Annotated in this window: 27 protein-coding genes and 6 pseudogenes; 15 read left to right on the top strand and 18 right to left on the bottom strand. The window is 59.9% G+C overall.

Annotated features, from left to right (window positions below; genetic code table 11):
• The first annotated feature begins 75 nt into the window (after window positions 1-75).
• The 4 genes from istA to ACRQ5Q_RS43510 all read left to right on the top strand — a co-directional run bounded on the left by istA (window position 76) and on the right by ACRQ5Q_RS43510 (window position 4654).
• Window positions 76-1857 (top strand): IS21 family transposase, encoded by a 1782-nt coding sequence (gene istA / locus ACRQ5Q_RS43525; RefSeq protein WP_439399826.1) that lies wholly within the window; start codon window positions 76-78, stop codon window positions 1855-1857.
• Window positions 1835-2602 carry an IS21-like element IS1631 family helper ATPase IstB gene (gene istB, locus ACRQ5Q_RS43520; RefSeq protein WP_271608671.1) on the top strand — a complete coding sequence of 256 codons (768 nt, stop codon included), beginning with the start codon at window positions 1835-1837 and terminating at the stop codon, window positions 2600-2602. The genes istA and istB overlap by 23 nt, the downstream gene beginning before the upstream one ends.
• A 287-nt stretch (window positions 2603-2889) precedes the next feature.
• The gene (locus ACRQ5Q_RS43515) at window positions 2890-4023 is read left to right on the top strand and encodes a YihY/virulence factor BrkB family protein (RefSeq protein WP_439400403.1); all 1134 of its coding nucleotides are present in this window, start codon (window positions 2890-2892) and stop codon (window positions 4021-4023) included.
• 337 nt (window positions 4024-4360) lie between these two features.
• Entirely contained in the window at window positions 4361-4654 is a 294-nt protein-coding gene (locus ACRQ5Q_RS43510) for a transposase (protein ID WP_439400402.1), read from the top strand.
• Window positions 4655-5348: 694 nt separating this feature from the next.
• On the opposite strand, the gene ACRQ5Q_RS43505 is transcribed toward ACRQ5Q_RS43510, so the two are convergent.
• Complete coding sequence (locus ACRQ5Q_RS43505) at window positions 5349-6548, bottom strand: IS256 family transposase (protein ID WP_439392260.1); 1200 nt, start codon at window positions 6546-6548, stop codon at window positions 5349-5351.
• A 473-nt stretch (window positions 6549-7021) separates the two neighbouring features.
• Between ACRQ5Q_RS43505 and ACRQ5Q_RS43500 the strand changes: the two genes are divergently transcribed.
• Window positions 7022-7222: a DUF6494 family protein gene (locus ACRQ5Q_RS43500; protein ID WP_439400401.1), complete on the top strand. Its 201-nt coding sequence runs from the start codon at window positions 7022-7024 to the stop codon at window positions 7220-7222.
• 194 nt (window positions 7223-7416) lie between these two features.
• Window positions 7417-8184 carry a sulfite exporter TauE/SafE family protein gene (locus tag ACRQ5Q_RS43495; protein WP_439400400.1) on the top strand — a complete coding sequence of 256 codons (768 nt, stop codon included), beginning with the start codon at window positions 7417-7419 and terminating at the stop codon, window positions 8182-8184.
• A 690-nt stretch (window positions 8185-8874) separates the two neighbouring features.
• On the opposite strand, the gene ACRQ5Q_RS43490 is transcribed toward ACRQ5Q_RS43495, so the two are convergent.
• The 3 genes and pseudogenes from ACRQ5Q_RS43490 to ACRQ5Q_RS43480 all read right to left on the bottom strand — a co-directional run.
• Complete coding sequence (locus ACRQ5Q_RS43490; protein WP_439400399.1) at window positions 8875-9843, bottom strand: ABC transporter substrate-binding protein; 969 nt, start codon at window positions 9841-9843, stop codon at window positions 8875-8877.
• A 285-nt stretch (window positions 9844-10128) separates the two neighbouring features.
• Window positions 10129-10296 carry a hypothetical protein gene (locus ACRQ5Q_RS43485; protein ID WP_439400544.1) on the bottom strand — a complete coding sequence of 56 codons (168 nt, stop codon included), beginning with the start codon at window positions 10294-10296 and terminating at the stop codon, window positions 10129-10131.
• A gap of 87 nt (window positions 10297-10383) precedes the next feature.
• Window positions 10384-10527: pseudogene (locus tag ACRQ5Q_RS43480) on the bottom strand (DUF2252 family protein); the annotation flags it as partial.
• 123 nt (window positions 10528-10650) lie between these two features.
• Between ACRQ5Q_RS43480 and ACRQ5Q_RS43475 the strand changes: the two are divergent.
• On the top strand, window positions 10651-10860 hold the full coding sequence (locus ACRQ5Q_RS43475; RefSeq protein WP_439400398.1) for a PRC-barrel domain containing protein: 210 nt from the start codon (window positions 10651-10653) through the stop codon (window positions 10858-10860).
• A gap of 556 nt (window positions 10861-11416) precedes the next feature.
• Here ACRQ5Q_RS43475 and ACRQ5Q_RS43470 read toward each other — a convergent pair.
• Complete coding sequence (locus tag ACRQ5Q_RS43470) at window positions 11417-11746, bottom strand: DUF2382 domain-containing protein (RefSeq protein ID WP_439400397.1); 330 nt, start codon at window positions 11744-11746, stop codon at window positions 11417-11419.
• A gap of 373 nt (window positions 11747-12119) precedes the next feature.
• Between ACRQ5Q_RS43470 and ACRQ5Q_RS43465 the strand changes: the two genes are divergently transcribed.
• The 3 genes and pseudogenes from ACRQ5Q_RS43465 (at window position 12120) to ACRQ5Q_RS43455 (ending at window position 13844) form a co-directional block, all read left to right on the top strand.
• Window positions 12120-12284, top strand: coding sequence for a hypothetical protein (locus tag ACRQ5Q_RS43465; protein WP_439400396.1), 165 nt, complete (start codon window positions 12120-12122; stop codon window positions 12282-12284).
• Window positions 12285-13233: 949 nt separating this feature from the next.
• A pseudogene (locus ACRQ5Q_RS43460) lies at window positions 13234-13458 on the top strand (hypothetical protein); the annotation flags it as partial.
• A 224-nt stretch (window positions 13459-13682) separates the two neighbouring features.
• On the top strand, window positions 13683-13844 hold the full coding sequence (locus ACRQ5Q_RS43455; RefSeq protein WP_439400395.1) for a Flp family type IVb pilin: 162 nt from the start codon (window positions 13683-13685) through the stop codon (window positions 13842-13844).
• 370 nt (window positions 13845-14214) lie between these two features.
• On the opposite strand, the pseudogene ACRQ5Q_RS43450 reads toward ACRQ5Q_RS43455, so the two are convergent.
• The 5 genes and pseudogenes from ACRQ5Q_RS43450 to ACRQ5Q_RS43430 all read right to left on the bottom strand — a co-directional run.
• Window positions 14215-14352: pseudogene (locus tag ACRQ5Q_RS43450) on the bottom strand (DUF2934 domain-containing protein); the annotation flags it as partial.
• 1015 nt (window positions 14353-15367) lie between these two features.
• Window positions 15368-16105 carry a class I SAM-dependent methyltransferase gene (locus tag ACRQ5Q_RS43445; RefSeq protein ID WP_439400394.1) on the bottom strand — a complete coding sequence of 246 codons (738 nt, stop codon included), beginning with the start codon at window positions 16103-16105 and terminating at the stop codon, window positions 15368-15370.
• 182 nt (window positions 16106-16287) lie between these two features.
• Window positions 16288-16638, bottom strand: a complete 351-nt coding sequence (locus ACRQ5Q_RS43440) for a hypothetical protein (RefSeq protein WP_439400393.1) — start codon at window positions 16636-16638, stop codon at window positions 16288-16290.
• Between the two features lie 67 nt (window positions 16639-16705).
• The gene (locus ACRQ5Q_RS43435; protein ID WP_439400392.1) at window positions 16706-17116 is read right to left on the bottom strand and encodes a VOC family protein; all 411 of its coding nucleotides are present in this window, start codon (window positions 17114-17116) and stop codon (window positions 16706-16708) included.
• Between the two features lie 33 nt (window positions 17117-17149).
• A complete protein-coding gene (locus tag ACRQ5Q_RS43430) occupies window positions 17150-17746 on the bottom strand; it encodes a TetR/AcrR family transcriptional regulator (protein ID WP_439400391.1) in 597 nt (198 codons plus the stop codon).
• Between the two features lie 289 nt (window positions 17747-18035).
• Between ACRQ5Q_RS43430 and ACRQ5Q_RS43425 the strand changes: the two are divergent.
• The 4 genes and pseudogenes from ACRQ5Q_RS43425 to ACRQ5Q_RS43410 all read left to right on the top strand — a co-directional run.
• Window positions 18036-18410: pseudogene (locus tag ACRQ5Q_RS43425) on the top strand (hypothetical protein); the annotation flags it as partial.
• Window positions 18411-19363: 953 nt separating this feature from the next.
• Window positions 19364-19918: a hypothetical protein gene (locus ACRQ5Q_RS43420; RefSeq protein WP_439400390.1), complete on the top strand. Its 555-nt coding sequence runs from the start codon at window positions 19364-19366 to the stop codon at window positions 19916-19918.
• 400 nt (window positions 19919-20318) lie between these two features.
• Window positions 20319-20567, top strand: a pseudogene (locus tag ACRQ5Q_RS43415) (IS3 family transposase); the annotation flags it as partial.
• Window positions 20568-20852: 285 nt separating this feature from the next.
• Window positions 20853-21029, top strand: a pseudogene (locus ACRQ5Q_RS43410) (SWIM zinc finger family protein); the annotation flags it as partial.
• Here ACRQ5Q_RS43410 and ACRQ5Q_RS43405 read toward each other — a convergent pair.
• From ACRQ5Q_RS43405 to ACRQ5Q_RS43380, 6 genes are all read right to left on the bottom strand, one after another.
• On the bottom strand, window positions 20989-21177 hold the full coding sequence (locus ACRQ5Q_RS43405) for a hypothetical protein (protein ID WP_439400389.1): 189 nt from the start codon (window positions 21175-21177) through the stop codon (window positions 20989-20991). The pseudogene ACRQ5Q_RS43410 and the gene ACRQ5Q_RS43405 overlap by 41 nt on opposite strands.
• Window positions 21178-21501: 324 nt before the next feature.
• Window positions 21502-21708, bottom strand: coding sequence for a hypothetical protein (locus tag ACRQ5Q_RS43400; protein WP_439400388.1), 207 nt, complete (start codon window positions 21706-21708; stop codon window positions 21502-21504).
• A 36-nt stretch (window positions 21709-21744) separates the two neighbouring features.
• Window positions 21745-22659 (bottom strand): MFS transporter, encoded by a 915-nt coding sequence (locus ACRQ5Q_RS43395; protein WP_439400387.1) that lies wholly within the window; start codon window positions 22657-22659, stop codon window positions 21745-21747.
• A 369-nt stretch (window positions 22660-23028) separates the two neighbouring features.
• Complete coding sequence (locus tag ACRQ5Q_RS43390) at window positions 23029-23418, bottom strand: sensor histidine kinase (protein ID WP_439400532.1); 390 nt, start codon at window positions 23416-23418, stop codon at window positions 23029-23031.
• A gap of 2 nt (window positions 23419-23420) precedes the next feature.
• Window positions 23421-23630 carry a histidine kinase dimerization/phosphoacceptor domain -containing protein gene (locus tag ACRQ5Q_RS43385; RefSeq protein WP_439400386.1) on the bottom strand — a complete coding sequence of 70 codons (210 nt, stop codon included), beginning with the start codon at window positions 23628-23630 and terminating at the stop codon, window positions 23421-23423.
• Window positions 23631-23657: 27 nt separating this feature from the next.
• Window positions 23658-23972 carry a hypothetical protein gene (locus ACRQ5Q_RS43380; RefSeq protein ID WP_439400385.1) on the bottom strand — a complete coding sequence of 105 codons (315 nt, stop codon included), beginning with the start codon at window positions 23970-23972 and terminating at the stop codon, window positions 23658-23660.
• Between the two features lie 146 nt (window positions 23973-24118).
• Between ACRQ5Q_RS43380 and ACRQ5Q_RS43375 the strand changes: the two genes are divergently transcribed.
• Window positions 24119-24484 (top strand): response regulator transcription factor, encoded by a 366-nt coding sequence (locus ACRQ5Q_RS43375; RefSeq protein ID WP_439400384.1) that lies wholly within the window; start codon window positions 24119-24121, stop codon window positions 24482-24484.
• A 192-nt stretch (window positions 24485-24676) separates the two neighbouring features.
• Here the strand turns inward: ACRQ5Q_RS43375 and ACRQ5Q_RS43370 are convergent, their stop codons facing one another.
• Both ACRQ5Q_RS43370 and ACRQ5Q_RS43365 read right to left on the bottom strand, forming a co-directional pair.
• Complete coding sequence (locus tag ACRQ5Q_RS43370; protein WP_439400383.1) at window positions 24677-24847, bottom strand: hypothetical protein; 171 nt, start codon at window positions 24845-24847, stop codon at window positions 24677-24679.
• 61 nt (window positions 24848-24908) lie between these two features.
• Window positions 24909-25226, bottom strand: a complete 318-nt coding sequence (locus ACRQ5Q_RS43365; protein ID WP_439400382.1) for a hypothetical protein — start codon at window positions 25224-25226, stop codon at window positions 24909-24911.
• Window positions 25227-25242 lie beyond the last annotated feature (16 nt).

Here is a 25242-nt window from a genome sequence, read left to right as displayed (position 1 = left end):
GTCACTTGAAACTCCCCCACCTGATGTTCACCGTCAGCGCCGCTGAACAGCGGTAGCCGGTCAGGCAGGACGTTTATTTTCGGTCCCTTTAGCCAGCAAGGGGCCAGGGAGTTGAACGTCTTGAAGCCACACCTGCAAAGCACGGTATTTACGCTACTCGATCGCAACGCCAGCCAGCGCGAGATCCACAGGCTGACGGGGATCGATCGCAAGACGATCCGGCGTTACCGGGCGCTGCGGGCCGGTGCGGAGGCAAATTCCCCCGGGGAAGCGACCACCGGCCCGGTGAGCGTGGACGGCCAAATTCCTCCACCCCGACCACCGGCTTCTGGGGCATCAGGAGCGACGGTCACCAGCAGCCTGGCCCGTTCGGCTTGCGAACCGCATCGGACGTGGATCGAAGAACAGGTCCGCCTGAAGCGGAATGCGCAGGCGATTTACCAGGACCTTGTCGATCATTTTGGCTTTCCGTCCAGCTACCAGAGCGTCAAGCGGTTTGTGCGCACGTTGCGACACAGCGATCCCGAGCAGTTTGATCGACTTGAGTTCCTGCCCGGCGAGGAGGCCCAGGTCGACTATGGCGAGGGCGCTCTGACGATTGATCCCAGGAGCGGCCGGTACCGCCGTCCCCGCCTGTTCGTGATGACGCTGCGCTACTCGCGGCGCAGCTTCCGGCGGGTGGTCTGGAAGTCCAGCCAACACGTCTGGGCGCAGCTCCACGAAGAGGCGTTCCGGTATTTTGGCGGGGTCCCCAGCTATGTCGTGCTCGACAATCTGAAGGAAGGCGTCCTCAAGCCGGATTTGTACGAGCCCGAGCTCAACCCGATTTACAGCGCGATGCTGGCTCATTACGCCGTGGTCGCCGATCCCGCGCGTGTGGCCGATCCCAATCGGAAAGGATGCGTCGAGAGTGCGATTCAACATACCCAGGGCACCGCGCTGGCCGGACGGCGCTTCGAGACACTGGAAGCCCAGAACGAGTTCTTGAGGAACTGGGAGGAGAATTGGGCCTCCAAGCGCATCCACGGTAGCACGCGTCGTCAGGTCGAGGCGATGTTCCAGGAGGAGAAGCCACACCTGCGGCCGTTGCCAGTGGCTGCCTTCCGCATCTTCACCGAGGTCGTTCGGACCGTCTGCGACGATACCACCGTGCGTGTTGATAGCAGCTATTACGCCGCGCGGCCTGCGCCCATCGGCAGTCAGGTCGTGGTGCGGATCTACGCCTCCACGATCGAGATCCGTGATCGCCACACCCATGCGCTGCTGCGTGTTCATCCCCGGATGACGCACTCCGGTTCTGTCGTCCTGCCGACCAGCGAACGGCCGTTCAATCCGTCGCGGCAAACCGCCGTGCTGCTGGCGAGCGCCGAGCGCATCGGGCCGCAGACCAGGGCGCTGTGCCAGCAAGTGTTCGACACCGAGGGGCGCCCCGGACAGCGCGCGATGTGGGGCATTGTCGGGCTGGGCCGGAAGTATCCGGCACGGCTGGTCGAGCAAGCCTGCGCGCACGCCGTCGAGAACCGCATCTACCGCTACAAGCACGTGCGTGCGACCGTCGAGCGGTTGTTCGAACAGGCGATCGCGCAGGTTGGAGCGACGCCACAGCCGGCATCGTCGCTCACCCAGGATCATCCGCTGATCCGCGCTCCAGCCGAATACGGCGATCTCTTCAGCCGTGCCGTGCGGCACGATGCCGGCGACAATGGCCGGCAGGCCGAGGCTCACGGCGACCGCACCCCTGCAACCCGCGCTCGTGGCGCCTGCGCAACCCCGGCCAGCTCCGGCGCCACGAGCGCTCCCGCGGCTTCTCACCTCACACTGGAGACCAAACCACATGATGACCATGCCGGAAATTGAGCGTTGCCTGCGACAGCTGCGCCTGTCGGGCGTTCGCGACACGCTGCAGACGCGCGTGCTGCAGGCGCAGGGCGCCAACCAGCCATTCCTCGAGACCTTCTCCCTGATCCTGCAGGACGAACTGGACCGTCGTCAGTCCCGCCTTATCGAGCGACGATACCAGCAATCCGGGCTCGACGAAAAACTGACGCTCGCCGAGTTCGACTGGACCTTCAATCCCAGATTGCCGCGCCAGACTTGCTTCCAGCTCCACACCCTGGCGTTCATTGCCGCCGGCGAAAACGCGCTGCTTGTCGGCAAACCTGGCACCGGGAAGTCCTACATCGCCAAGGCGATTGCCTATCAGGCGATCCTGCAAAGCCACAAGGTCCAGTATCTTGAGACCGACGACTTCTTCCACCGCTACGCCATGAACTCCCCGGCACAACGCGAGGTCCGGCTGCGAACCATCATCGACTGCGATCTCCTCGTGCTGGACGATCTGTTCCTCGCACGCGCCATCCCTGACGACGCCGGCGCATTGCTGCAGACCCTGATCCATCAGCGCTACAAACTGCGCCGCAGCGTCATCGTTACCTCCAATCGCGTCGTGCAGGACTGGGGGACATACCTGGGGGACAACACCATGAGCACGACGATCCTCGATCGCCTGATGCATCATTGCCATCTGCTTGAGTTCGACGGACGCAGCTATCGGCTCAAAGAGGCCGCTGAAACTCTTGCCCGGGAAACAAAGGCAAACTAACAATCACCATGTCCTGCCTCGCGGGTGGAGGAATTTGACTGACCATACCCGGAGGAATTTGAAGTGACCCGCGGGGATGAACTGCAGTGAACACTTCGTGCAACGGCCTCGCGATGGCGCCGTCAGCCTTTGGCCGTCTGCTCATCTTGGAGAACTTGTAGAGAAGCACATTGATCGTGGCCTCACGCGCCGCTTCGGTATGAATCCCCAAAAAGTCGGAGAGTATTCTCAAGCCGCTCGCAGGAACTCGCGGCCTTAAAAAGGATTGGCGTGCCACAGAGGATTTCATGGTCGATACGGAACTCACTCGCTCTCGTAGCTCCGACTTTGGCGGCTGGAGTTTGGCAGCCACGCTCGGGCTGGTGGCCGCCGCGTTTCTTTGGGAGCGCATTTCACCGCCTGAGAGCGACGGTCTTTCGAGAAGGCGGGAAGAGGGACGCGATGCGTCGGCGAACGATCTGGCCAGCGAACGAGAGGACCGCGGGCGCGATGCCTCGGCACCTTCGGAAATTCCGGCAAAGGGCTGGAAGGACATCCTGCTGCGCGTCTATGAGAACATCGGCAAGCATCGGATTCTCGCCTTGGCCGCTGGCATGGCCTACTACAGCTTACTGGCGATCTTCCCCGCGCTGGCGGCGCTGGTCGCCATCTACGGCCTTTTTTCCGACCCGAGCAGCATCGCCAAGCATCTGGACCAGATCTCCGGCTTCGTTCCGGGAGGCGCCATCGAAGTAGCACGCGAACAGCTCACGCGCGTGTCTTCCCACGGCAACCACGCATTGGGCGTGACGTTCGTCATCGGCCTCGCAGTCTCCCTATGGAGCGCCAATGCCGCTATGAAATCGCTTTTCGACACCCTAAACATCGTCTATGGAGAGGAAGAAAAGCGCGGCTTCATCAAACTGAATCTCGTATCTCTGTCGTTCACGATAGCCGGTATCACCTTCGTGCTCGTGGCAATCGGCTCCGTCGTCGCGATACCGGTCGTCCTGAATTATCTCCATCTCTCGAACTTCGCCGATCTCCTCATTCGCATCGCACGATGGCCGGCCATGTTCGTCGCCATCACGCTTGCGCTCGCCTGCATTTACAGGTTCGGTCCGAGCCGCGAGGCTCCGCGCTGGCGCTGGATCACATGGGGCAGCGTGGTCGCCACCTTGCTCTGGCTGGCGGCCTCCGGGCTGTTCTCGTGGTACGCCGCCAGCTTCGGCAAGTTCAACGAGACCTACGGTTCGCTTGGAGCCGTCATTGGCTTCATGACGTGGCTGTGGATCTCCGCTATTGTGATCCTGCTCGGGGCGGAACTGGATGCTGAGATGGAGCACCAAACCGCTCGCGATACCACCACCGGCTCGCCCAAGCCGCTCGGGGCGCGAGGCGCCAGCATGGCCGACACCGTGGGTGGCGCTCCCGCCCGCTAATCCGATAGGCCAGGCGTCGCCAATGCAGGAAAAGCAGCCAGCTTGGCTTGGCTGCTTTCAGGTCTGACCGCGATAGGCGATTCCTACTTTACGCACCGAATCAGCTGAGCTTCGACTTGTTACATCGGCCGGTGATTGCAGCGCCCTCCAGGTAATCGGCAGCGACAACAGCGCCACTAACACCTTTGCCATTCCAGTGCCGCTGGCGACCAAGCGCCCGGCTAAGTGTCAATGCCCGTAATTGTCTGGATGCCGTTCATCTTACCTTTTTGCGTATCGTTTCGTATCGCTCCGGTGAGGCCTTGTGCGGTTTGATGGAGGATGAAGACATAGGCGTATGACTGACCATATGCCTATGCCGAAGGTTTCCCGACTTGAAGTCGTCTCGACGGGCGCTCGACGCCGTTGGACACTGGAAGAAAAGCAGCGGATCGTCACCGAGAGCTATGACGGGCCACGTCTGGTGTCGGTGACGGCACGACGTAACGGGCTGTCGACAAGCCAATTGTTCACGTGGCGCCGGTTGGCGCGCGAAGGCAAGTTGATCGGGGATGCCGCGCCGGTGCTTGTTCCGGTTGAGATCACGCCTGCGCATCGGGACACCTCTCCGATTGCGGGCCCCGTATTCTGACCACATGCGCTGTCTGTAGATCCAACATCGAATAGTTGGATTTTAATCCCGCAGACTGATTAAAGCCGGCTCATGATATTGACCCCGGCCGGCGCAGCTAATGAGCTGTCGCGCATCGGTTTATTTGGAGGTAGGACTTTTACGTGAAACACCTGCCAGGTTGGCCCTGAGGTTTTGGGTAAACCAACATGGTGCTTTACCACGATGACACGTGCCGAATTTACGATGGCCAGGCCTGCGATTGCGAACCGGATATCAAGTTCTTTGCGGAGCCGGTGCGGTCGTAAGAACCGCGCGAGCTTCCAGACCGGAGGCTTTGAAGTAGGCCCATCCGGCACCCATTTCTGCCCATAAAGTGTTCAGTGCGCGATCCTTCAGAGCGCCGAAGCCCCCCTCACCGGCCTGGCCCAGCCGCGGGTGCACGTATCCCGGAAGCCGCCGGGCATAAGACGCCGAGACCTGATCGGAATGTAGCCAAGAGCCCGCATCACGGCCGCTACCCGGCGCCCCTTGGCCGTCGTGGCATCGACCCGCAGGATGTCCATTAAGGCGTGCGAGGATATTTGCTCGACGTTGACGAGCTCAGGCTCGAGCCGGTGGAACCAAGGGTCTTCAGGTCCTACACAGATCGTGCCCCGTGGCGTGGTGTAACTGACAGCAGGCCACCGCCAATTTTCCGGCGGGTCGGAAGGCATCAGCCTGCCACGGCGGGCAAGCCGACGATGGGATCATCGCTCAAGGGAGCGATGGTTTCCAGCGTCATGTAGCGGGCGCGCTGGACGGCCCATTCGTCGTTCTGTTCGAGCAGGATCGCACCGACGAGGCGGACAATGGCGTCCTCGTTTGGGAAGATGCCGACCACCTCGGTCCGCCGCTTGATCTCACCGTTGAGGCGCTCGATCGGATTGGTCGAATGCAGTTTGGCACGGTGCGGAGCCGGGAAGCTCATATAGGCCAGCACGTCGGGCTCGGCGTCATCCATGAAGGCGGCGAGCTTTGGCAGTTTGGGACGGAGCTGATCTGCGACCTTGCGCCATTGCGTCCTGGCCGCTTCGGCATCGTCCTGGGCGAAGGCGGTGGCGATGAAGGCGGAGACGACGCGCCGGCCGCTCTTGCCAGCATGTGCCAGGACGTTGCGCATGAAGTGGACGCGGCAGCGCTGCCAAGCGGTATTGAGCACCTTACTGACGGCGGCCTTGATGCCCTCATGCGCATCGGAGATCACGAGCTTGACGCCGCGCAGCCCGCGGCGGGCGAGCTTGCGCAAGAACGCGGTCCAGAACGTCTCGGCCTCGGAGGGGCCGATATCCATGCCCAGGATCTCGCGCCGGCCATCGCTGTTGACACCCACTGCGACGATCACCGCGACCGAGACGATGCGCCCCTGCTGGCGCACCTTCACGTAGGTGGCGTCGATCCACAGATACAGCCAGTCGCCCTCGATCGGGCGGGCGAGGAAGGCCTTCACTTTGTCGTCGATCTCACCGCACAGCCGGCTCACCTGGCTCTTGGAGATCCCGCTCATGCCCATCGCCTGCACGAGGTCGTCGACCGAGCGGGTCGAGACGCCCTGCACATAAGCTTCCTGGATCACGGCGGTCAGCGCCTTCTCGGCCATCCGGCGCGGCTCCAGGAAACCCGGGAAGTAGCTCCCCTTGCGCAGCTTGGGAATGCGCAGCTCGACGGCCCCGGCGCGCGTCTCCCAGCTCCGATCGCGGTAGCCGTTGCGCTGGGCCAGGCGCTCGGCGTTCTTCTCGCCGTAGGCCGCGCCGGTCAGCCCGGCGACCTCCAACTCCATCAGCCGCTGGGCGGCAAAGCCAATCATCTCGCGCAGCAGGTCGGCGTCGGGGGCCTTCTCCACAAGCGCGCGAAGGTTCATCATCTCGTCGGTCATCGGTGGTTCCTCGAATCAGGTTGGTGTCAGCAACCCGACCCTACCGGCGAATTGCCGGTGACCACCGCAAAGCCGTCCACCCGCTACGGCGCTATTTGAGGGCGCGCGGGCGGACGGCTTTGCTCTACCGAGCTACACCATCACTGGGGACACGACCCCTACACACGCGTCAAGTCGCTTTTTGGCTTTTTGGCTTCCTTCATTTGGCTGGCGAAACTCATGATGTCCTCTTTAGGCTAGGAACGAAGGTGCTTGTCCGCATGCTAGTTTCCGGGAAGTAGCGATTGTCTTACGGGACATCGCCACTCTCAGAGCGCAAGGAAGCCATCATTTGGAACCTTGTGCTTAAGGGCCGACGTTGCAGAGGCTAGGCCCCAATCTGCAGGAGAGAGTCGGCCAGATGCGAGCTGGGCCTTTTGTTTGGCCTTTGCACCCCTCGTCTTAGTGTCCCCTATCCGACGGGAGTACAGGCCATGGACACAACGTTCGAAGAAGACCGCTTCAATATGGCTATTCGTGCATTTCTGAAGCATGTCGGAGTTAGTTCTCAGCGTGAGATTGAAAACCTAGTCCGTAGTGGGGCGGTGAAAGATGGCAGGCTGAAACTGCAGATGACTTTGTCTGCTGAGGGGACGCCGCTGAAACATGTTGTCGAGGAAACAATCGTACTCTGACGGAATTTCAGCTCGGGCTCGCCACCCTGTTGGTGAAGCCTCGCCACGGCGGTGCGACGGTGGAGCTATCCGCCCGGCAGCGGCCGTCTAAATCACGAGAATTGCCAACCTGCGGCCGACCTTGTCGCCCGCGCTACTCGTGCTAATATCGGACCTCCGGGGGTGTCGCAGCCCTCCCGTCAAGTGGTGACCCCATGCAAGCGCTGCTCGCCAACTCATGGGGCGAGCACATGGACGGATCATCCCTAACGCTGCCGCTCTTTTTGATCGCGACTTTCGCGGGTGCTTTAGTCGCCGGCCTTTCCGGTTTTGCCTTCGGTCTCGTGGCCGCGTCACTCTGGCTCTACATCCTCACCCCATTGCAGAGCGCGACGTTGATCGTGGCGTTCGGCCTGATCGTGCAGGGATACTCGGTTTGGAAGCTGCGGTATGCGCTGGACTGGCGAAGGCTGTGGCCATTCGTGTTAGGCGCGTCGTTCGGCGTGCCCGCTGGCGTGGCGGTGCTGACATGGGCCGATCCACACAGCGTCCGCATCGTGATAGGCCTTTTTCTGCTGCTGTATAGCTTTTACGCGTTCTGTCGGCCCGCGCCTAAGCCAGTCGAAATAGGAGGCCGCGCGGCGGATGCCGCCGTCGGCTTCGCCAACGGTATCCTTGCGGGTCTCACTGGTCTCGCCGGGATTCTGGTGACGATCTGGGCCGGACTGCGCGGCTGGACCAAGGAGGCCCAGCGCGCGGTATTCCAGCCGGTCGCCGTCGCGATCTTCCTGATGAGTGCGTTGTGGCTCGGTGCGAAAGGGACGATCACGGCGGAAACAGTCAAACTGTTCGCATTCGGATTGCCGTGCCTCATCGCGGGCACTTGGCTCGGGCTCAGGCTGTTCGGAAGCATCAACGAGGCAACATTCCGCAACATTGTCTTGGCCCTGTTGTTCGTATCCGGTGCAGCGCTGATTTTCTGACAGGCCTTGAGCAGACCAGCTCACACGCTGCCGCCCTCGAGTGATCGGGCCGTTCACCAAATCATTTTTCGCAGCCTTTGTCGCTCAAGCAGCAGGCGTTACCTCACGACAATTTCATGGAATGGAAATGCGGTGGGAGCCATCCTTCCGAATAGAGACGAGCAAACCAGACCAGTTCCGATGCTCGCAATGCATTCAGGGAGATTCTTGTGACCAGTTACAAATCAGCAAGCCCCGTTGTTGTCGTGTTGGGGTTTGTTGCCTTTGCCGCTGACGGTGCGTCGCCTGCGCTTGCGGCTCATCGGGGGCATCTATCAATCACTACCCATCAGGTCCGAACGTACATCCAAGGCAGTGTAAAAGCAGGACTTCTACTCCCGCGCAAACGCAAAAAGACACGATTGATCCCTTGGCAGACATCCACCTTGAGTAACAGCGGAGGGACCCCCTAGATCATTCGAGCGATCGTGCCAAAACGCTTAAGTTGCGCTCGCCTTCCAAGCCGCCACTCTTCGAATTTTCCTAAGTCGAGCACCTCGTAGCATCCGCTGCTCCGCCAGTGCCAAACCTCCCGCGACTTCGTGCCTTGGCGCTTTTTGGACGCCCGCCAGTTGACCGTGCGGAGCCCCCCTGTTGCCGGCGTCCAAAACCTGCACAACAGCAGAATGCGCGGCGAGGCAAAACGGCTCGCTAATCTACTAATTCGTCAGCACGCGAAAGAAACGAATGCGGGAGATTGAGACCTAAAGCGTGCGCGGTATTGAGGTTGATGATCAATTCAAATTTTGCCGGCTGCTCGACGGGAAGGTCACCCGGATTTGCGCCTTTAAATATCTTGTCGATGTAGTCGGCGGCGCGGCCAGCCATGGCAACGCCGTCAGGTCCATACGAAAACAAGCCGCCTTCTTTAGCCCAAGCTCCCCAACCGCCCACCAGAGGAAGATGATGTTGTGTCGCAAACTGAACCAGCCTCTTTAAATTGAGCACCGTAAGCCTCGACGAGACAACATATATAGCGTCTATTCCCTCGTCATTGGCTCTGCTTAAGGCCGCCTCGAAATCATCGGAACTGCGCACCTCAGCCGAATGAAGCCGCAAACCGAGCGTTTGTGCAGCTCGCTCAGCTTCCCGGTACTCATTATCCGGGTGGTCGGGATACCAGACAAAGCCTAGTCTAGAGATATTAGGGAGCGCCTCCTTAAGCAGCTCGAGCCGCTTGGAAGCGAGTGCGTCTTGAAGCAGCGTAACTCCCGTCGCATTTCCACTAGGTCGGCGCAGGCTCGCGACAAGGCCTAGCTGCTCCGGGTCAGCGCTGCTGACGAATACGAGAGGAATCTTCTGATCAACCTTCTTAGCGATTGGAGCGACGTCTCCTCCGACGGCGAGGATCACATTCGGTTGAAGGGCCACGAGCTCGACTGCCAAATTCGGAAGTCGATCCAACCGACCTTCCGCATATCGGTATTCGATTGCAATGTTTCGTCCTTCAACATAGCCCAACTCCTTTAGACGGCGACCGATCGCCGCCATCTGCGGGTCGCTTTGAGGATCACTGTAGAGAAGTGCACCGAGCCGCCGTGGGCCTTTCGATTGCGCCAGCGCCAACGAAGACCACGCAGCCGTACTACCGACCAACGCAATGAACTCGCGCCGCTTCATGGAGTCCTCCCGCCGGGACCACACAGAAATCAAAACAATGTACCATACCTTATCGGAGCGACTTTAGTGAGTGGAGGTGAAAGCCATAGTGCAGGTTCCAACTCTAGATGTCTGCTCCGGGTCTTGGCCGCGTGAAAACGTTTCATTGCGGGGGGACACCGCTTTGAACCGCCCCATGGGTCCCGATTGGCCCCAAAATTTCTGGCGAAGCGCCGGAAACCAGCCCAGTGGCTTGCCCGAGTTGCTGTGATTGATGATGGGGTTGGCGGCACGCGCGGCTCCTGCTCATGCCTGAATCGCCGCGATCAGCGCACCAGCACCCATGATGTTCATCACGCGCGTGAGATTGTAGGCCAGCACGTGCAGCGCCATCTCAGTGGCGACCCTCGGCAAGCGCTTCGTCAGGAAGTGCGTCGCGCCCATGCCGTCGAGGCTACGCGACTGCGAGCGCATCGTAGACCCCACTATCAGGCTGCCTTTGCGGTCCCGCTCGACATCACCTTCGGCGCTGCCGTCTTGGACGTTACAAGAGCGGTATGGTCACGAAACATCAGCATACAGCATAGCAAACCCGGCGATCGCATCATCAAATACCTCGCTCTTGCCCATATAGCCGGCGACTGCGGCAGGGTCACCGGATCGTGCGTGCGCACGCGCCAAGGTCCGGCCGCAGAGTCGCGTATAGCTAGAGACTGTCGAGCTTGCACCTCCTCAGAGCAGGGCAGCTATCCGAAAGAACGGTGTCTCTGTCGCGAGTTTGTCCATTTCCTGTGCGACTTCGCTGCTCACAGCCCCAAGGGATAGTCCGTGCCCGCAGCAAAAGTACGCGCATCCCACATCCTTGTTGAGTTCCATAAAGCTGAACTGGAGCTCCTCGGAAAAGCGGTTGTTTTGACGGACGGTAAAGCGGGGACGGTCGAGCACGTCTGCTTGGACGAATTACACGGACTACGAATTGCGATCCGAGGCCACGAAGGAAAGTGGCCGGTTTCCACTATCAGACTCGCGGAGAGGTAATTCATTCGTTTCTATGAGGAGGCGTCTTCTGGAAACGGCTCCGCAGTTAGCGGGTCGCTGTCTTGATTGTCATTGGCCGGTTTTACACAAAGCTCTTCGCGACGCTCGCGTTATCAAAGCTGCTAAATCGAAGCGTTGCAATGCGCCAGACGTTTGGCTCGCGATGAGATCTCGGGGTGAGGAAGATGGCCCAACTTTCAAGAGCCGAGCCGAATCGTGGAGAGCGCAAGTGTGGCATCGCATGGCTCCGTGCATTCATCTTATGCCGGAACTGCAAGTACGTTCGGCAGCTAAGTCTGAGTGCTTTGCTGAGCCAAGCTTGATCATTCGCCTCGACTAGCTCGAGGAATGCCGGTAGTGGGGGGGAGCCCTCCGGGTAGGCTTGGCTGAGGCGCGCGATGGGTAAACTGGCTTCAGATCGAGCTCGGGCCGCGAGCACATCGCGCGCGGCTGTTGCGGGGCCGATCGGCGGCCCGCCCCGTTGCAACCATTACGTCGCCGCCCGAACGCGCGATGCGAATGCCTCAGGCCGATAATCAGCTGGTGTGCTAAATGATCACCGCTTTTGAGTATTCACCTCCGCCTTGGTCTTCTTCACTGTGTCACTGACACGCTCGGTGCGCTCCGTAGCTTCCTTACGGACAACGAGTTCCTCGCCAGCCTTGACCGTCTTTTGCGCGATCGGTTCCTCGTGGACTTCGCGAACTTCAACCTCGCGCTCGCCTGGCATGGCTTCCGGGCTGCCCGTGGCAGGCCGCCTTTCGACAACGGTGCGCTCGTCGCGCAGCCGAACGTCCTTCTGAACAGGCTCCTCGACGACGTAAGTTCGAATCCGCTGGACGCGCTCCGTGGCGCGTTTGCCAACCTTCAGTTCCTCTTCCGGCAAAGGTATCACCTGCTCGCCCTGCCCTGCTCTTGAGCTCGTCGGCGCTGCGGCTCCGATGGCACCAGCATTTGGGCGACTCATCGTCCCGGAGCCGCCTGGGGGAGCCGTAGCTCGAGTTGCGAGCGATAACGAACAGCCATTTGAAACGCGAGAGTGCGGTGATGATCTCCTAAGTAATCTGTAGCCAATCGCGGGGAGCACTCGTTGCCTTGCCTATATGCGGCCCGATGATGCCGTGCGAGCAATCTGGCGGAAGACAACGCTAATGACGAAAATTTGTGCGCTGGTGCTGTGAATTGCTTCACAGCGCTTTCGCAGATCAGCCCTAAGATCATAACGCGCAACGAAGCATATTCTGAATAGGGAATTGGTCATGGCGATTTCGCACACCATGCCGTCTTCTGTTCGCAGTTATGACGGCTTGATTATTTTCGGATACATCGCGTTTTCTGTACTGATGCTCGCGGCAATCTATTTTGCATCTGGCGGCCCAAGCTTCACTGATGCCGATCTGATGACTATGACGGTGATGCCGTAGTGCGGTTGGGATTATGGACCTTTGCCTGGGCGCTTGGCTTGGGCTTCGCCATTTGGGCTCTAGTCGGGCCGCCAGTGGCGGACGCGACAAGCGTGCTTCCGGTCATTGCAAGATTGCGCTGAGCAGAGGCCGCCAAAGGAGGCGGCCTCTCGAAAACAGCCGTCGACCAGTTACCAGCGGTGATGCCGCCAGCCGTAGTGATGACCTCGACCTCTATACCATCCGTAGTGATGGCCTCGCCCGCCATGATGGCCCCACCCGTGGCCGCTACCATGACCATGACCGCCTTTAACTTGGATAACTCCGCTATTTGAGTTTCCCAGCGCACTTGGCGACGCCGCCGGCATCGCTGACGCTGATACGATTGAAGATAGAATGAGGATGCTGGCAGCAAACCCACTAAGCAATAGCCGCTTCATCTGACATTTTTCTCCGATGTGGCGCCGCATTGGCGACCGGAGTGTCAAGCTGGACGAACATTCGAAGTTCCGCCTTCGGCCGGGAAAACTTGGCAATGGTAAACTGGCTGCCTTCAACGCACCTACCCGTAAGAATAGACCGCGAATTGCCATGCCGCGCCCGTGTTGCGTGGAGCGATTGGTAGTCGGTAGTAACCCGCTGATTTTTGTTCGAATCGATTTGCAGCAACGCGCAACACGAAAAGAGCCAGCAGAACGAATCTGGTGCGGCATAAGTCATTCAAACATAGGGCGCCACTCCTCCATAGCCTCGACAATTGCGTGCTCTTCTGCCGTCTTCGCGTTGCCTCGACACCCCGATGTCTTCAAGGTCCGGGCCGCGGACCTTGCTCCTGTCAGGAGCAAGGTCCACTTAAACGCAAGCAACGGCCTCTTTGTCAGGGTTGACCAATGCGTGGCGGGTTCGGCCGGCCTCAAGGCCAACCCCTAGCCGCTTCTCTCAGCATGTGATCGGAGCGATCATTGGCCGCATGTCCAGACCAGCCCCTCCCGATGGCCGCCCGCGCAAGATCACGTTCGGCGAGAGGCGCGAGATGGGTTTCCGCAGCGTCCTGGTCTACTGCCATTGCGGCCATCACATCGCTCTGAGCGCCGATCGCTGGCCTGATGACGTGCGCCTGTCCGATCTGGAGCCTAGGTTTGTTTGCAGTGCCTGTGGCTGCCCTGGTGCGGACGTGCGGCCTGACTTTAATTGGAAAGGGCACCCGCTCCGGCGATGGGGTTCGGAACACCGTCTAAGCGCGACTTCGGCTCGCCGTGCTCTCCAAGCTCCACCCCGCTGCGCCATTTATCGTCCTCAAACAACGCGTAGGGCGCCAACAAACAGCCAATTAGGCACAACTTACAGTGGCGGTTTTACATCGTATTAATACGGGCGGGCTACTGAGCAAGCTGCACAACGGCAACTCAAGAGGCTGTGATGATTTTGCTGAAGCGTTTCGTAAAAGACGAGAATGGTGCCACTGCGATTGAGTATGGCTTGATCGCCGCAGGGATCGCCCTGGCCATCATCACAGTGGTCAACAATATCGGCACGACCATGAATGACAAGTTCGGTTCGATCAGCAGCTCGCTAAAGTAATTTAGCAAGTTGTTGCCCGCGCTGTTGCGACCAGGCGTGCTCCATTCACAGCTCGACGGTTAGCCAACCCCCAACAACAATCACCGTAGTTTTACTCTAGTGCGTTGCCTGGAGTATCCAGGCACAACCTCGTGCGGGTTGAATCATCCGCACTGAGAAACGGCCCAGCATTCCCGGCCAACCCCAGGGAAGCCGCTTGGGCCGTTTTCCGTATGTACCAACAACAACGCCGCTCGCTTAAATTCAGCGCGAGCGGCGGTTGATCCAGCCCAAGAGGGTATCGCAAAATCCCGGTGAAGATAGGTCTGAGAGCAAGTGAAGGTTCAGGGAATTTCTGACTCATCACCATTCAGCGCGGAGTGCTTGGCAGCTACCACGTAAAGGTGCTTAAGCGCTGGCGCCGGGCCTCGTGAGATTCCGGCATGTGCGTTCCTTTAATCTCGCGCTCTGCCCTAAGCCAAAACTCCAGATCGCGTCCCTCCGGACGTCCAACCTCCTCCCAAAGCTGATGCGCCCGGTCCGAGTTTGTTGCTTTTCGAGTCCCACCTGTATGTCCGCCAGCTTGCGTTCGATGGTCTGCGCAAAGCTTAGCAGGCGCTCGATGGTAACCTCGTCAACGATCATCCGCATCGCTCGATTTGCCGCGGCGAGCTGGCGTTTCAAGCTTTGAAGCTGTTCCCCGGTGTCCATACGCAAAACTCGAGATAATCTAGAGTAAGTACGTTCAGGAGACCGAAATGTTCACGGTGGATTACCTGGGGACGAGCAACGGCAAATGTTGGCATGTGTGCAAAAGTATACAGACTGGGCCGAACGTCCGGAGCCAGGTTGCGGCTTCGCCGGGCGGAGAGGTCAATGGTCGAACGGCTTAAAATCTCACTCGAGCAGCTCGGGCCGCCAACGTGTCCGACTTGCCACATCGAGATGAGGTGGTTCCGCTCTGAGCTATGCCGGGATGCCCCGGCGCTCATCGCCCATCTTTTTATCTGCCCCAATTGCGAACGCGCGACGCGCACGCATTCGAAGCTTCACTCCCCGAAGGCGCCCCCAGAGAGCTTGCTCTCGCAGCCATCGTTTTGCGCCCAAATTGCTGGGAGCGTCCCTCGGCTGAATAACGCTCAACGATAACATTGCCTTCCTCGACATAGCCGAGTCCGCGCAGCGTTTAAAAAAACCGTCGTACCCAGAAGGGGCCAATCGTTTTAGTCAGCTCAGCAGCCGGTATGCCCGAATGAACAAATGCGATGCGATGCTCTCTCTGCATTTGCTGCGCCCAGCTCGCCAGCGGCCGGGTTGCTGCCGCACCGCTGAGAACCACAATGAACTCCCGCCGCCGCATCGGCTGTCCCTGATGACTTCGCGCCGTCTAACAAAAAACCGCATCGCTGCTGCCATCGGCGAGAGTAGCAGCATAGCGAATTGCCGAGGATCACGTGAGGGGTTTCCTGCGCTGCAGGAGTACGGTGTTGGGCGCTATCTCTCGTCGGAGCCATGAGCAGAAATCGTTGGCTCAGGTTCGGCTTCTATTTTCTGAATAGATAGAGTTCGGTCACATAGGGAAATTTGATTACCTCCTGCGCCGCGAGCGCCGGCTCGCGTTCGATCACGCCTTCGATCCTCGATCGAACGGTCTTCTGCTCAGTGTTCGGCAGTGCCGCTATGAAGCTCGTTGACAGTGCGCGGTCAACGATTCCGCTGACGGGCATGGGTTGGCTGAACGAATAACTCTTCTGGCCCACAAATCGAAGCCGGTCATCGTCGAAGATGATCCGCCATTTTCCGTTGGACTGCCGCGGAGTGTCACCTGCATAACTATCCAATACTCTGGAGAACTCAGCGACCCACGGCACGCGCTGGTCACGCACATTCCAGATCAACGCAAGAGTGCCACCCGGCGTCAAGATGCGATCGATTTCGCGCGTCGCCTTCTCATAGTCAAACCAATGGAAGGCTGTCGCACAACAAACTAGGTCCGCGACATGATCCGTCACTGGTATTGCTTCGGCTCTGGCGATTAGCACCTCAACGTTCTTCATCCGACTAACCGGGATGCGCGCGGCCATTTTCTCGATTGGTTCGACGGCCAGAATTCGTTTGCCGGTCAGAGCCAGGAGTTCTGTAAACTTCCCGGTGCCGGCGCCCAGTTCAATCACCGTATTTGCCGTCGGCAAATCCGAAAGCAACGTCGCTGGATAGTCAGGGCGTCCCGCGACGTACTCGCTCACCTTGGCAGCATAGGCACTTGCTTTTTTATTCGCCATGATGTGCGTCTCTAGCCTGACCACGTTACGGCTTTGCGTCCATCACCACAAACAATAATCGGCAAACTTCATTCCGCGATTTACCAGGGCATGGTTCGTGGCCTACTGAACCACGGTGTCGCCGGTCTTGAGGTGCAGGACGGACTGCTCAAGGATGAGATCGGCCTCGCCTGAGACAACCATCACGTAATCAACAGTGCGCGTGCGGTGCCACATAGGTGCAGGCGGATTGGCGGGATCAATCGGCCGAAGCTCGACCACCCCGAACTGTGTTCCGTTGGGGGCGGCGATGTACCCGCGGCCTCTTCCTTGGTGTCCGCGTGAGAGAGGTCGACCGGAAATGCGTGAGTAACGCAAAGATAGCCCAGACTGAGATCAGGGCGGATCTCCTCGAGACGGACCGGGGTATCGAACAGCGCCGTCGATCTGTCGGCCGCGTCCGGTCCGGTTACGATGCGGCGAATGTCCGTTGCCGAAACAAAAGAGCTCGTCAGCTGGACCGCGAGGACTAGCGCAATGATCAAGCGCAGCATTCGCCCCTCCATCTTGCCGACAGCCCGCACCGGCCGGCGCGTCGTCCGCCCTCAATGCGAAACCGCATCACGCTGGATTTGCGGTGTCGGTCGCTTCTTTTTCCCGGCAAACGAAGTGAATTTTGTTGCCATCGAGATCACGAACATACGCGCCGTAGTAATTGGGTGCGAAGTGGGGCCGCAATCCCGGGGCACCTTCGTCTTCCGCGCCGGCGGAGATAGCTGCTGCATATGCCTCGTCGACGGCCTTTCTGCTGGAGGCCGAGAACGCTGCCATCCAGCCATTGCCCTGATGTGCGGGCAGCTTGTTGAAGGGCAAACCTACCCAAAACGTCTGCGCCTCACCCGGACGCCGCCACGATGCCCAACTCGAATATTTGGAAGGAACCCGCTCGATCCCAAGTGGTGTGAGCACCGCATCATAGAACGCGGCAGCGCGGACGAGGTCATGAGTACCGACGGTCAAGTGACTAAACATCGACACCTCCTTGTGCTCGGCGAGCAGATCGATCTATTCACTTCCCGCGTGACGCGCGCGGTAGTCGGCTACGATCGCCGAATATGTCGTGAAAATCATGTGATCGACAATCGGCGGCGGCGACTCTCGCCCTTTCAAGTGCTCGCGCACAGCCGCTACCGGCACATTCGCTATCACGAAGTCAGCGAGGCGCCTCTCTTCGGCACCATCTTGGCCGAAAACGACACGGGCACGGCGCTGTGCATCGTTCTTCATTCGACGGTTCATGGCGGCCACACGCTCCCGCAACTCTACCGGCCACTCGCCTGCGACAAAATCTTCTCGACTGAAAAGCAGCAAAAGACGGGCTTCGTTGAGATGTTCTCGACACCATCTCGGTGTGTGCAGCGCCGCGGCTAATCCGTCGCCGGCAGCAAGTGCCTCCGAAACGCCCTGCTGAAACTGGAGAATCGTTTTGAGCCACAGGTTCCCAAGTAAAACGTCCCGCGAGGGACACCGATGATAGAACGATCCGGTGGGTGCCTTGAGGCGTTCGCTGATGGACGCCACCGTTGCGGCTGCGGGTCCATGCTCAAAAGCAATGGCCAGGGCGGCGGATAGGTAATCGGCTTCGGCGAACTTTGCTCGCATGTCATTAGAATAGGCATTCTAGCTGGCGATTGGAATGGTTGGGTTGTTTGCGCAGGTCGGGGTTTCGGGAAGACGCGCACCGGCTCCGAATGGGTGAAGGAAGCGGTTGAGAGTGCCGCGGCTACCCGGATAGGGTTGATTGCTCCGACCGCAAGCGATGCTCGAGAGCTTAGACCGACGGCAACGACAACCCGCTTCATGTCCGGCGGTTTCCATGGCCCAGTCGCCCGATCGATGCGGGAGATAGGATCGGCATCATCGGTTGCTGGCCTCGGCGTCGGGTGAGACGGTGAACGCGTATCACGAGTTCAGAGCGGACCGGATCATCGCGGAGAGAAATTTCGGCGGAGCTTTGGTCGAGCACACGATCCGGACGGTCGACCGCAATGTCTCATATCGGGAAGTGACTGCCTCTCGGGGAAAGATAGCTCGGGCGGAGCCGATAGCCGCGTTGTACGAACAGGGGCGGGTCCGCCATGCAGGCTCGTTCGTCGAGCTCGAGGACCAACTCGCTGCGATGACATCTGATGGCTATGTTGGCAACGGGTCGCCGGATCGAGCCGACGCCCTCGTGTGGGCTTGCACCGAGTTGCTGACGAGGGTCATCGATGACGACATCGGCGGCATTGTCTCTGTGCAAGCCCCGCTGCGGAGTCTATGGTGAAAGCGTGCGAAAAAGAAATGATGTGATTTCACTTTTCCTCCGCTGGATCGCGTCGAGTGCTGTTCATAAGAAGTAGCGCTGACCGGCTCAAGCGGTCTGTCTCGTCGTGGCTGCAATCACGTAGTTCGAAAAATCAATCACCGCTTTGCAACTCCTCCACCGACACGCGGCCACAAAAGCTCGAGGACCAGATGTGCGCCTTTACCTCCGACTTCGACCGCAAGGCGGCCGGCTACTCGCCGGACCGGATGAACGCGCTCGTCTGGGCAATTAACTGAGCTCAATTCGGTGGTGATCGATCATGACATCTGGGCGTTCTCCGTCGACAAACCGGCTCAATCGCTATGGTGACCAATGGCTGACGAGATCGCAAAAGGATCCAAGCGGGCCGCCGCCCGTTGAACCGCCCTCTTCTTGTTTAGGCCGCGGCGGATGGCTCGAAATCCGACTCCGCCTCTATGATCGCCTCGGCGGGCGGGTCGGCCATTTACAGGTCCTCGTTGCAAACGTCTGGACGAGCCTAGCGAGAAAACTCGGGGAGTCCAGGGAGAGTCCTACGCCGTAATTAGATATAGAGAAACGTCATTTGGCGTACAAGCATCAGCAAGTCCGCTTGTGATTTCCTTGTCGTCCCTCGGAACGAATTTTCTTTGGCCTCCGAAAAGGCTTGGGGTTTCATGCCACGCATCGACACTCGGCCCACCACACGAGCCTGGGATATGACTATCCTACAGGGCATCGGTAATATGCCGCCGAGGTGGCGAACCCGCGGCGACTTTGTATCTCCGTGTCTCGCCCGGACTGAAAACTGCTGTCGAGGTTCGCAGAAAAGGAAGGCATCTAGGTCACGCGTACGGCATCCGCCGATGCCTGCGGCCCGTTCCAACGACTCATGTTGCGAAGTGGTGCAGCCGAAGTCGACATCAAGAAAAAGGTGAAGTAGGGCTAAGACAATGGTAAGAAAACGGGCCTTCAAGGCCAAACACGAAGCCGGACACGCCGTGGTTGCCCGCACACTCGGTCTCGATGTCAAGTGCGTGGAGGCGCGGGGCGATGGGGCGGCCATCATTGCATCGGCGGGCCATGCGGCTGACCCGAACGATGTGGCAGCGCAGATTGCCGGTATCGAGAAGGACGCCATCATCGCGCTGGCAGGGACCGCAGCCAACCGGCATGACTATCCTGAGATTCGGGTGTTCGACGTGCTGATCGACCAAGACGACAGTGACACCCAACTTGCGTGCAGTGCGATCTATCGGATGGTCTGCTTGAAGTCGGGCCGGCCGGTGTCGGAGGGTGAGATCGACGACATAGACTCAGCCATGCAGCAACAAATACGCGACATCTATTCTCGCCTCCTTCGCGAAAGCGCCGCGCTGGTCGAGCAGCACTGGCCAGCTATCGAACGTGTAGCCAAACACCTCGAACGCCACGGTCGAATCGACAATCAGGCGCAGCTTGATGACCTGATCGAACGTGCCGAGCGTGTTGCGGCCTTGGTGAAATGAATGGCCAATAGAAGCTGGCACCGTACTTTCGACGGTCCGACTCGGTTGCCCGGCTACACCGAGGATGTGACGCCGATCCATGTCCGCGCCGGCATTCCGCACCGCGGTTGACTAGTGACGACCGCCGAATGGGTTCGGGAGATGGTGGAGACCGGCGAAGCTGGCCGGTTTGCTCTCGTAGGGCATGGGCATGGGGTATGGGGTTGTGATCCCCGCGACAGCACGCTCGCAAAATGCGGCGAACCTTCCGCCCGCCGGTGACAAAACGGTACGGCGGCACCCGTCTCGGCCGTCAGGAGCTGAGTGCCAAATTACTCGAAGATACACCCGGCGTGCTCTGGACGCGCACCATGCTTGAAGGGGCATTCTTCAAAGGGATAGCTCGCGGAATGGCCCGGATCGTCGTGGCGGTCGCGGGACCAGGGCGCCGATGATGGTGCCGATAGTGCCGAATGACCGCTGGCCACTCGACGATCACCTTACCGATGGCCGCCGCTTCCGCATCCTGAGCGTGGTCGACGAGTGCACGCGCGAGTGCCTGGCGTTGGTGGCCGACACCTCGCTGTCGGGCGGGGTGGCTCGGGAGCTCGATCGGCTGATCATCGAGCGCGGCAAGCCCAAAACGGTGGTCAGCGACAAGCGCAGTGAAGCAGAAGTCGCGGAGCGTCGTTTCCAAAGTCAACAACGAGATCAGGTCAGCCGTTCAGAGCGAAGGGCATGCCGATGTAGCGCAAAGGCCTGCAACCTCCACGTAGTTGCAGCCGCACGGCCACGACCATAGAGATCACCAGTGGTCAAGAGGCGGGGGGCGCGGATGATCCTGTATGAAATTCAAACCGGCATGACCGTGGAGAACGGTCGGATAGTCAAAATCCCAGAAGGGTGGCTGATCGGTCCCGACAATTTGGTGAAGCGGGATCGGTAGGCCGAATGGTCGTGCAACTGCACAAAGTTCGAGCAGCTAGGCATCTGCTCGCATGTGGTTGCCGTCGCGGCGATGGAGGATGATCATATCAAAGCGCTTGGCGATGAGTTCATGCGAGACTGGCTGGCGCTGGCGAGTGTTGCGGTCAGAATGAAAGCGGCGTTAGCCGGGAAGCCGAACGCTTGATGGATTGCGTCACGTTGTAGCGCAAGGCAAGCCGGTCGACGACCTTGCGCGCCTCCATTGCCGCCCTGGCGGTGCGCGGTGCGACGGCAAATGCTTGCCCAAGTGGACCTGTCCCTTGTGCTCGCGCATAGCTGTCTTTTTTCATCATCGCTTTTTTTCATCTTTCGGCAGGACAAGGCCCATCCGCATTAGCGATTTGCGACAGATGTCGTCAGTGATAAAATTTCAACAGCCATCCGTGTTGTCGCAGGTTAAAGCTCTCGAAACTAAAACAATAGATGACGCTCGTCAGGCGATCTTCCTTCTTGAACTCGCGAATGGCTGGACCGGAGATCGAAGACGAGGAGCTGACATCGATGGGGACACCTTTCTGCAAGGTCCCATAACGACGCGAGACAGGAGATGCAGCCCGGATGCGCTTTCGGCGGAGTGCAGACCGGCGGCCCCTGCCCCCGTTTGCTCGACCGAAGAATCAGTCGCTCCCATCGGCGAAGCCAAACCAGGCTAATGGGAGCGCGATGATGCAGAGCGCCACCATGGGAAAGAACGCCGCCCCGGCATAGGAAGCATACAGTGCGCCGGACAATAAAGTCAGTACTGCCGTTAGCAATCCTGAGCCAAACGCATAGAGAGCTTGCGCAGTTGCGGCAACGCTTGCTGCGACCAGCGTTCCCATCATCCGCATGCAAGCGAGATGGAGCAGAGCGAACGTTAATCAATGCAATGGCTGTATCAGCGAGAGCAGCAACAGGGAGGTGGTCACGCCCGCGACGGACCAGCGGACGATTCCAGCCGCAGCTGCCAAGATAGCCGCGCCACGCACGCCAAACCTTTCCAGGAGTGCTGGGCCGACCAGCATGAACACCAACACTTCAGCGACCACCGCTTCCGACCACAAAAAGCTAATCGCCGAAGCGCTGATGTCCGCATCGCTCCACCTGATCACTGCAAATGCATCGTGCACTGCATGACTGCCATAGATCAAAGCCGATGCGATAATCATGATGCGAAACTGCGACACGCTCATCAGGGCTTTCAGCCCTGAGACAGCGAAGGACGGCGACCTCTGCGATCGGGCTTGCCCAGGTAGCAATGCAGTGGCGCCAGTGGCGGCGATCAGGAAGACAGCGTTCATCCAGATAACCGGCGTGAGATCGGCTGGGCTGACGAGTTGTCCGGCGACCAGTGTTCCCAGGACAAAAGCCGCGGAGGCAGCCCCCCGTATCCACCCGTACTCGAATGGCCTTCCCGCGAAGCGAGGCCGCGCTGTATTGACCGATAACGCATCGGCGAGCGAGGTGGTAGGGGCGAGAGCGGCAGCCTGGGCCAACGCGACAAGAAGCAACCACCAGAATCTATCGGCCCAGAGCAATGCGACGGCTGCTGAGGCCGCCACAGCAGCACAGCCTGCGAGCACGAGGCGCAATGACCCGAGCTGATCCGCTAGCCTTGCAACCAACGGTCCAAAAACGAGTCGCGTCAGCATTGCGGCAGCGAGGATCAGACCGATCTGCTGAGACGCCAGAGCTCTCGTTTCGAAGAATTTTGGCCAGAACGGAGATGCGGCGCCGAACGCCGCGTAGAGGGCGACATAGAGGACTATATAGGCGATTGGTGCGGGAATGCGCACAGGAGCCTTGTCCCTTTCTTTGTAGCCTGCATGGTGTGAACGCTGGTGCCGATGCGCAAGTCAAATCGAAGCACTGGCTTTGGTCGCACAGACCAGTCGGATCAAGTCGATCCGCACGCCCGTGTTCGCGAACGGTCGCCTCCGTTGCTGTTGTGCCAGCGCTCCCCCGAACGAGTACTGTATGTTCGCAAGATCGAGGAGCTCCGATGAAGGAACCCGATCTCAATCCATACCAAGCAGAAGCCGCGCCAGCGCGGCGAAAATATGCGAGCGGCTGGGCCCGTGGATAGGCATCGAGAAGGAACTTCCGCCCTCTCTGAAGTCGCTGCTCGATCGGCTCGGTGCGTCCGAGGACAGCGGCACGTCCCTCTAACGCGGGCGCGCCCGCACCCTAACGCACAGGCCCGGCTCCAACCGCTCGTATGCGATCTCGCCGTCCAGCTGTTGGGCGAGAAGCTGTACGATGCGCGAACCCAGTCCACCCGGATCGGTGTTGCCCTGAAGACCGATCCCATTGTCAGACGCCGATAGTTCGATCCCATCTCCTTTTGACAAGGAGACGAGGACGCTTCCCGCCCTGTCGCCGGGAAAGGCATACTTCAGCGCGTTCGTCACCAGTTCGTTCGCGATCATGCCGATCGCGAGCGCATGGCTGTTAGGCAGGTAGATGTCGTCGCAGAGCACCTTGAAGGCGACTGGTCCAGACGGAACCCGGGCCTGGAAGACCTTCTCGACCACCTCAGTCAGGAAGTAGCGCATGTTCACCGAGCGCGAGTCCTCCTTGATTGAGAGATGGTCGTAGACCTCCGCATTACCTGCAGCCGGCGTGCGGTCGCCTCCAGCGCAGCCGCGACCTCCGGCCCGCCATGTCTTGCCTCCAGCCGGATCATGCCGCTGAGAATCGCGAGGTTGTTCTTGGTCCGGTGCGCCATCTCCTGCAGCAGCACTGCATTGGTCTTGTCGGCCAGCATCACCCGCCGGAGCTCCGCCCGCTGGAATTAAGGGACCGTGGCGGTCCCGGCCGCCGTGATTGCGAAGAGCGAATTCGTGGTCAGGAAATCGAGGCCGATGCCGCCCGCGTAGCTGACGTAGGCGCCGACCGCCACGGCAATCAAGGCCGCGAAGATTCCCGAGCCTCGATCGAAGATCAGGCCGGACAGAAACACGCCCGGAAGCAACAGGAAGTACCCCGGCGCGCCGGTCTCCATCTGAAGCGCCAACTGCAGGACGGCGCAGACGAGCATGATGCAAGCCGAGATCCGGACCACGACTGGAAGCGAGTGCTCCAGAACCAGCGGATAGAGCCTGTTCATCGTGAAAACTACTTGCCGCGGACAGCCGTTCCTGCCTGGATCCTATTCCACCTGGCCGGCTCATCCGCAAAAGCCATTGAAGCCGGGAACGCCCCAGCCTTTTCGCCGTTCGATGCGTGACACATACCTTGCCTAAAGAGTCACCAGTGAGCATACTTCTCGTCGAAGACGATCCTCTGATCCGCGAATTCGTCGTCGAGGCGTTGCGCGAGGCGGGCTATCACGTGATCCACGCAAGCACCGGCGAGGAGGCGCTGGCTTGGTGCAATCGCCGCGTGGCGGATGTGCTGGTTACCGACGTCAGGCTACCCGGGCAGTTAGATGGCTGGCAGGTTGCGGAGCGATACCGTGAGCAGGATCCGGCGCTGCCGGTCATCTACGCCACCGGCTTCTCGCCGGTCACTCCACGCCCCGTCCCCGGCAGTCGCATCGTGAAGAAGCCCTTTCATCCGGAGGAAATCGTTCGATTAGTGGAGGAGCTCGGCGAGATGAAGGGTGGCTCCCCGACTTAGTTGCGTCGGCGTCGTGCGACCAACCGAATGTTCGCTCCGAATCGAGGAACGAAGGCGCCAGTGCCAAGTTTTCCCAATGCCCCTGCCCCAGGGGCGAACCCCGTACTGGCCCCAGCTCACAACCCCCCTAGCCCCCAGAGCTGGGGCCTCTCCCGCGAGCAGAGCTTCCGTGAACTTCCAGGTCGCCGATCGCTATTCGTCCGCGCTGGCAGCGGCGGAATCCTGGACGCCAAGCAGCTTGAGCGCAGTCTCGATCTTCGCGAGCAGTGCCTGGATTTGGACGCGCTCGTTCTCACCCGGCTCCGAGTCGAGACGCGCGAGCAACTGTTCTTTCTCTGTCAGGAGCTTCGCGATAGCAGGCATGTCGTCTCCGCCGAATGGAGCAGAACGTCGAAGGGGCCGCTCTACGAGCGGCCCCTTGTCTTCACCAGCTTCGGGTGCCGAAGCTGAAACCGATGCTCGGCCCGCCGCCGTAGTAGCCGTAGCCGCGGTCGTAGTAGCCCGGCCCGCCATAGTACCCATAGCTGCGGCGCACGACGTACCCGTCGTCCCCGCCGTAGTAACGCTGGACATAGCGGGGGCCGCGGGTCCGGTAGCAGCGGCCAAACTCGTCACAGACGAGCCGGATCTGCTCGACGCTACCAAGCTCGGCCGCCGCCATGGCCGCAGGCGCGAGCGGGGCGGCATTCGCGGACGCCGCCATCAGGGTCGCTGTGAGCGCTCCCAGCACAATGGTCTTCATGGTTCTTCTCCTTCAG

This window comes from Bradyrhizobium sp. PMVTL-01 (assembly GCF_051861855.1).
Classification (GTDB): domain Bacteria; phylum Pseudomonadota; class Alphaproteobacteria; order Rhizobiales; family Xanthobacteraceae; genus Bradyrhizobium.
This window is presented reverse-complemented; position numbering and strand designations above follow the sequence as displayed.